Consider the following 6374-nt stretch of genomic DNA (forward strand, 5'->3'; position numbering starts at 1 on the left):
AAAAAGCACGTGAAGATTTCCATGTTGGAAACCTATACTTCAACCGTGGATGTACTGGTGCAATTGTTGGGTACCAGCCATTTGGCGGATTTAACATGTCAGGAACAGATTCTAAAGCAGGCGGTCCTGACTACATCCAGCTTCATATGCAAGCGAAAACAACTTCTGAGATGTATTAAAATAAGCTTCTTCGAAGAGGGGAAACTAAAACCTGTATCAATTTTTATGTAATTAAATGACTCTTTTTAGCGATTTAGGTTACAATGAATGAGTATTTAATCGAAAATGGGGGAATGGTTCTCATGACTCAAATGACGCAAACAAATAGTTTAATTGAACAAACTGAAAAATACGGTGCAAATAATTATCATCCGCTGCCAATCGTCATTTCTAAAGCTGAAGGGGTTTGGGTAGAGGATCCTGAAGGCAATAAATACATGGATATGCTAAGTGCTTACTCAGCAGTAAACCAAGGGCATCGCCATCCAAAAATTATCCAGGCTTTAAAGGATCAAGCTGACCGAGTAACACTTACTTCACGGGCGTTCCATAACGATCAACTTGGGCCATGGTATGAAATGATTTGTAAGCTGACAAATAAAGAAATGGCACTTCCTATGAACACGGGGGCAGAAGCAGTTGAAACAGCTATTAAAGCTGCACGCCGCTGGGCATATGATGTAAAAGGAGTAGCAGACAATCAAGCGGAAATTATTGCATGTATTGGAAACTTCCACGGCCGTACAATGACAGCTGTTTCTTTATCTTCAGATGAAGAATATAAGCGCGGATTTGGTCCGATGCTGCCAGGTATTAAATTAATTCCTTATGGTGATTTAGAGGCATTAAAAAATGCTATAACTAAAAACACTGCTGCATTTTTAATTGAACCTATTCAAGGGGAAGCTGGTATCGTCATTCCTCCTGAGGGCTTCTTAAAGAAAGCCTATGAGGCTTGTAAAGAAAATAATGTCTTATTTATTGCTGATGAGATCCAAGCAGGTCTTGCTCGTTCAGGTAAAATGTTTGCTTGTGAATGGGAAGATGTAGATCCGGATATGTATATTTTAGGTAAAGCACTTGGCGGGGGAGTTTTCCCGATTTCATGTGTTGTTGCTAATAAAGAAGTTCTTGGGGTATTTAACCCGGGTTCACATGGCTCTACTTTTGGCGGAAATCCAATGGCATGTGCTGTTTCAATTGCATCCATTGATGTTCTTGTTGAGGAAAAGCTTGCGGAACGTTCTCTCAAGCTTGGGGAATACTTCAAAGCACAATTAAAAGAAATAAATAATCCAATCATTAAAGAGGTTCGCGGACGCGGTCTATTTATCGGCGTTGAACTAACAGAACCAGCACGAAAGTATTGTGAGGCATTAAAAGAAGAAGGTTTATTATGTAAAGAAACTCATGATACTGTTATTCGTTTTGCTCCACCGCTAGTGATAAGCGAAGAGGATTTAGATTGGGCAATTGAGCGTATTAAAAAGGTATTAAGCTAATTATAGAGCAAAAAATCCTTGCACATGATAATGTGCGAGGATTTTTTTATGATATCAGAATTTAGAATATTGGGGATAGAGAATTGTCTGGTATAAACGCCTATCTCCTAGCACAATTCAGATCCCCTCCCTGTGATAAGTCGACATCCATTTATCGCTCATTGTGCCTCTTTTACCGAAAGAAGCAGTCCTCCTGTGTTTGTGCGGCGATGACCAAAGTGCTTCCCCTTTTCTTTATTCAAGCTTTTTCGACATAACTCTAGTATCTCTAATGATATAATAATGCAAATAGAGGATCATACTATACGAAAAGGAGTGGGAATCGTGCAAAATTTTACTTTTTGGAATCCAACTAAATTAATTTTTGGTAAAGATCAGATTGAGCAATTACATAAAATAGTTCCGCCATACGGGAATAAAGTTCTAGTTGTTTATGGCGGAGGAAGCATTAAACGAAATGGTTTGTATGAGAAAGTAATGAATGAATTGAAGCTTATGGACGCAGAGGTTTTTGAACTTTCTGGCGTTGAACCGAATCCGCGAATTTCAACCGTTAGAAAAGGAGTTGAAATTTGTAAAGAACAAGGAATTGACTTCCTTTTAGCTGTAGGTGGGGGAAGTGTAATTGATTGTACGAAGGCAATTGCTGCTGGAGCAAAGTATGATGGGGATGCATGGGACCTAGTCATTAAAAAAGCTTTTGCAACAGAAGCACTGCCATTCGGAACAGTCTTAACGTTGGCTGCCACTGGTTCTGAGATGAATTCAGGGTCTGTTATCACGAATTGGGAAACAAATGAAAAATATGGTTGGGGAAGCCCTGCTGTTTTTCCGAAGTTCTCTATTTTGGATCCTGTTCATACATATTCAGTTCCTAGAGATCAAACGGTCTATGGCATGGTTGATATGATGTCACATGTTCTTGAACATTACTTCCATTTAGCTGAGAATACAGAATTTCAGGATCGTATGTGTGAATCATTGCTAATTACTGTTATGGAAACCGCACCAAAACTTCTTTCTGATCTTGAAAACTATGAGTATCGTGCTACCATTTTATATGCGGGTACAATGGCGCTAAATGGCATATTAAACATGGGGTATCGGGGAGACTGGGCAACACATAATATTGAGCATGCCGTTTCTGCAGTGTATGATATTCCTCATGGCGGCGGCTTAGCTATTCTGTTTCCGAATTGGATGAAGCACAACCTCCATGTAAAACCAGAAAGGTTTAAACAGCTTGCCGTTAGAGTGTTTGGTGTTGACCCTTCAGGGAAATCAGTAGAGGAAGCAGCATTAGAGGGAATTGAAAAGCTTCGGGAGTTCTGGACTCGAATTGGCGCACCGGCAAGACTATCTGACTATGGCATTGATGAAAGCCAGCTTCAGATAATGGCAGATAAAGCAACAGTGAATGGTGAGTTTGGCAACTTTGCGAAATTAAACAATCAAGATGTTATGGAAATTTACAAGGCATCCTTATAATAATTTTAGGGAAAGTGGAGGATCATACATGTCACATATTCGTTTTGATTATTCAAATGCTCTTCAGTTTTTTGGCGAACATGAGATTACATATTTACAGGATGCTGTTAAAGTTTCACATCATTCTTTACATGAGCAAACAGGTGCTGGAAGCGATTATCTAGGGTGGATTGATTTACCGGTTCGTTATGATAAAGAAGAATTTGCTCGGATTCAAAACTCAGCTGAGAAAATTAAGCGTGATTCTGATGTATTATTGGTAATTGGGATTGGCGGATCATACTTAGGCGCACGTGCAGCGATTGAAATGCTTTCCCATCATTTTTATAATGTACTTTCGAAAGAGAAGAGAGGCACTCCTCAAGTCATATTTGTCGGTAATAATATTAGTTCGAGTTACATGAAAGATGTGATTGATCTTCTTGACGGGAAGGACTTTTCAATCAATGTCATTTCAAAGTCAGGTACAACAACGGAACCAGCAATTGCCTTCCGTATTTTCCGGCAGCTTTTAGAACAAAAATATGGAAGGGAAGAAGCTCGAAATCGAATCTATGCGACAACGGATAAGGCAAGAGGGGCATTAAAAACAGTAGCAATGGAAGAAGGCTATGAAACCTTTGTCATTCCCGATGATGTTGGTGGTCGCTATTCGGTCTTAACGGCTGTTGGATTATTGCCGATTGCTGTTAGTGGTGCTAATATTGAGCAAATGATGAAAGGGGCAGCGCAAGCGCGTGAGGAGTACAGTCAATCTGAGCTCCTAGAAAATACAGCATATCAGTATGCGGCTGTCCGGAATATTTTGTATAACAAAGGAAAAACAATTGAAATGCTTATTAATTATGAGCCAGGTCTTCAATATTTTGCCGAATGGTGGAAGCAATTGTTTGGAGAAAGTGAAGGAAAGGATCAAAAAGGAATCTATCCATCATCAGCAAATTTCTCAACGGACCTTCATTCGTTGGGGCAATATGTACAAGAGGGAAGACGCGATCTTTTTGAAACGGTCATAAAGGTGGAAGAACCGCGCCACGAATTATTCATTGAAGAAGCAGAGAATGATTTAGATGGCTTGAACTACCTTGCTGGAAAAAGTGTAGATTTTGTCAATAATAAAGCTTTTGAAGGAACGATGCTCGCTCATACGGATGGCGGAGTGCCTAATTTAATTATTTCGGTTCCGAAATTAGATGCTTTTACGTTCGGCTATCTTGTATACTTCTTTGAGAAAGCTTGTGCAATGAGCGGGTATTTGCTCGGAGTGAACCCTTTTGATCAGCCTGGAGTGGAAGCGTATAAAGTAAATATGTTTGCCCTTTTAGGAAAGCCGGGCTTTGAAGAGAAAAAGGCAGAATTGGAAAAGCGGCTAAAGTAATGGAAAGAGCGTCATCAAATGGATGACGCTCTTATTTATGAGATAAGCATATAACTTTGGTGTTAGAGAATTGTCTAGCGCAAGCGGACAATCGCCTATCAAACTTCAGGTCGCCTCCGCAACGATTGAGTCAACATCGGTTCGCTCACGCTCTCCGTGTTTCCTTTATCTTAGTCGCAGCCCTTCCAGTTTGTACGGCGATGATCAAGGCGCTTGCGCTTTTCTGATTTAATCATTCATTATAACGATAAGTTGATCTTGTTGAATAATTGTAAATGGATGGGGAGGATTCAAAAACGTTTCTTCCGCTCTTTTTACTCCTAATAAAAGGATTCCTTCTTTCATAAGCAGGTGGCTTAAATCCATAAACGTCATATTCACGACTTCGGGCACTGCGGGTTTAAAAGTTAAGTTTCGCTTATCAAGCTGGTTCAATAAATCCAAGAAGGATGAAACGAGTTGTTGAGAAGAGATGCTATTTATCATTACATAACTTGTAAGGATGTTTGTTTGTACAATTTCATCTGCTCCAGCTCTTTTGGCATTTGCCACCTGCTCTGAAGTTAAAATTTCTACAATGCATTGAACTTCGCGGTTAAGCCCCTTTACTGCTAACAGTGTTAAAATGGATCCCATATCCGCTTGCAGCTCTCCTTTGTTTGGGTCTGCGGTAATAATTACTTTTACTGCATCAAATATATTTGCCTTAATAAGAACTTCGTCCAAATTCGAACGTCCCCGAATAAAATGAACATTCATATGGGGTAAGGGATTCTTATCTAGGGATTCATCAATCAGAGCAATGGAGATACTCTTGTTATTCGTACAAAGTGTATGAAGAATTCCTCGGGTTCGCTCATTCCAGCCAATGACAATAATATGATTTTTCCCTTTAAAATCAGCTTTTCCCTCTAAAAACGCATTTTGCTTTGTAACTGCAGCCGTAGCTAAACTGGCAAAATATGTAGCTAAAAAACCAGCTCCAGTTAAGATGAGGGTCATTCCTGCTAGCCTCCCTGGCATAGATTTAGGGACAAAGTCTCCATAACCTACTGTAGAAGCGGTTATGATAGCCCACCATACTCCTTCGAATATCGTTGGGAATTGTTCTGGCTCTAATAAATGAACGAATGACCCAAATGAAATAATTACGATTAGTGCAATGATCAGAACCCTCAAAAAAAGTGGGAGTCGAACAAATAGATTAAAGAGATTATAGGACATGTTTTTCACCCCCATAAGAATTAGCTTATCCGCTATACATAATTATGGACGAATTGGCGGAGTTTCATAATTGATAAGGGGAATTCATGAATAGACAAAAATAGCTTCATTCACTATTTGATTGTGAATGAAGCTACTGTCTATGCTAAGTGTTTAGGAAAAATGCAAAAGATGAAGATATATTAATCGATCTAGCTTTTGACTGAATTTAAGTGTTTCAATACTATCTATTCCAGTTTCATGAGCGGTAAGTATCATTTCCTCTCTTATTTTATTAATCCGCCGTAGTACTAATTGTTCAAGGGTAATCTTATTCATTTAACCATTCTCCTATTAAATATCTTCTCTTACTTGTATTATAGGAGATATTTCTTATTCCGAAATAGGTTCGACAAAAGTTCTAAGAATAAGACAAAAAAGTCTATTTTTTGAGAGAAAAACTCGTAAAGGGAATGAATATTCCTTTTAATAAATAGACTATAACTACTAAAATCCCACTGGGAAAATTATTTTGGAGAGAGTGTTGACTTCTTTATAAAATTATATTAATATAATAAACCTAATGAGATGAATAGAATTCGAGAATTTAATCCTATCGCTATACACTCATTATTTTTTGGCAGATAATGTTTTTAGTACGATTCATTTCTGTTATTGGCTTTATTAAAAATTATTTCAAAAAAGTAATTGACTGTTTTGGAATAGAATGATAGAATAAAATCCTGCTTTAATAAATAGTTCTTTGAAAACTAAACAAAGCAAGAACGTCAACGTTAATTCAA

6 protein-coding genes are annotated in these 6374 nt (G+C 38.3%); 4 read left to right on the forward strand and 2 right to left on the reverse strand.

Annotated features, from left to right (window positions below):
• The 4 genes from RUH74_RS23855 to RUH74_RS23870 all read left to right on the forward strand — a co-directional run.
• Nucleotides 1–179, forward strand: a 179-nt coding sequence (locus tag RUH74_RS23855; RefSeq protein WP_313805303.1) for an aldehyde dehydrogenase family protein, incomplete at its 5' end; no start/stop codon positions are given.
• A gap of 132 nt (nucleotides 180–311) precedes the next feature.
• Nucleotides 312–1502 carry an ornithine--oxo-acid transaminase gene (locus tag RUH74_RS23860; protein WP_396230169.1) on the forward strand — a complete coding sequence of 397 codons (1191 nt, stop codon included), beginning with the start codon at nucleotides 312–314 and terminating at the stop codon, nucleotides 1500–1502.
• A gap of 324 nt (nucleotides 1503–1826) precedes the next feature.
• Nucleotides 1827–2990, forward strand: a complete 1164-nt coding sequence (locus RUH74_RS23865; protein ID WP_313805295.1) for an iron-containing alcohol dehydrogenase — start codon at nucleotides 1827–1829, stop codon at nucleotides 2988–2990.
• A 28-nt stretch (nucleotides 2991–3018) separates the two neighbouring features.
• Nucleotides 3019–4368, forward strand: coding sequence for a glucose-6-phosphate isomerase (locus tag RUH74_RS23870; protein ID WP_313805297.1), 1350 nt, complete (start codon nucleotides 3019–3021; stop codon nucleotides 4366–4368).
• Between the two features lie 228 nt (nucleotides 4369–4596).
• On the opposite strand, the gene RUH74_RS23875 is transcribed toward RUH74_RS23870, so the two are convergent.
• Complete coding sequence (locus RUH74_RS23875) at nucleotides 4597–5592, reverse strand: potassium channel family protein (RefSeq protein WP_313805299.1); 996 nt, start codon at nucleotides 5590–5592, stop codon at nucleotides 4597–4599.
• A 153-nt stretch (nucleotides 5593–5745) separates the two neighbouring features.
• Entirely contained in the window at nucleotides 5746–5910 is a 165-nt protein-coding gene (locus RUH74_RS23880) for a Spo0E family sporulation regulatory protein-aspartic acid phosphatase (protein WP_313805301.1), read from the reverse strand.
• Nucleotides 5911–6374: the final 464 nt, after the last annotated feature.

It is taken from the genome of Cytobacillus sp. (genome assembly GCF_032154635.1).
Taxonomy (GTDB): Bacteria; Bacillota; Bacilli; order Bacillales; family Cytobacillaceae; genus Cytobacillus.

Bases quoted from the DNA above. Each gene is read 5' to 3' on its own strand.
- RUH74_RS23875 (WP_313805299.1), bottom strand. From the start codon at position 5,592: ATGTCCTATAATCTCTTTAATCTATTTGTTCGACTCCCACTTTTTTTG.
- RUH74_RS23880 (WP_313805301.1), bottom strand. From the start codon at position 5,910: ATGAATAAGATTACCCTTGAACAATTAGTACTACGGCGGATTAATAAA.
- RUH74_RS23860 (WP_396230169.1), top strand. From the start codon at position 312: ATGACGCAAACAAATAGTTTAATTGAACAAACTGAAAAATACGGTGCA.
- RUH74_RS23870 (WP_313805297.1), top strand. From the start codon at position 3,019: ATGTCACATATTCGTTTTGATTATTCAAATGCTCTTCAGTTTTTTGGC.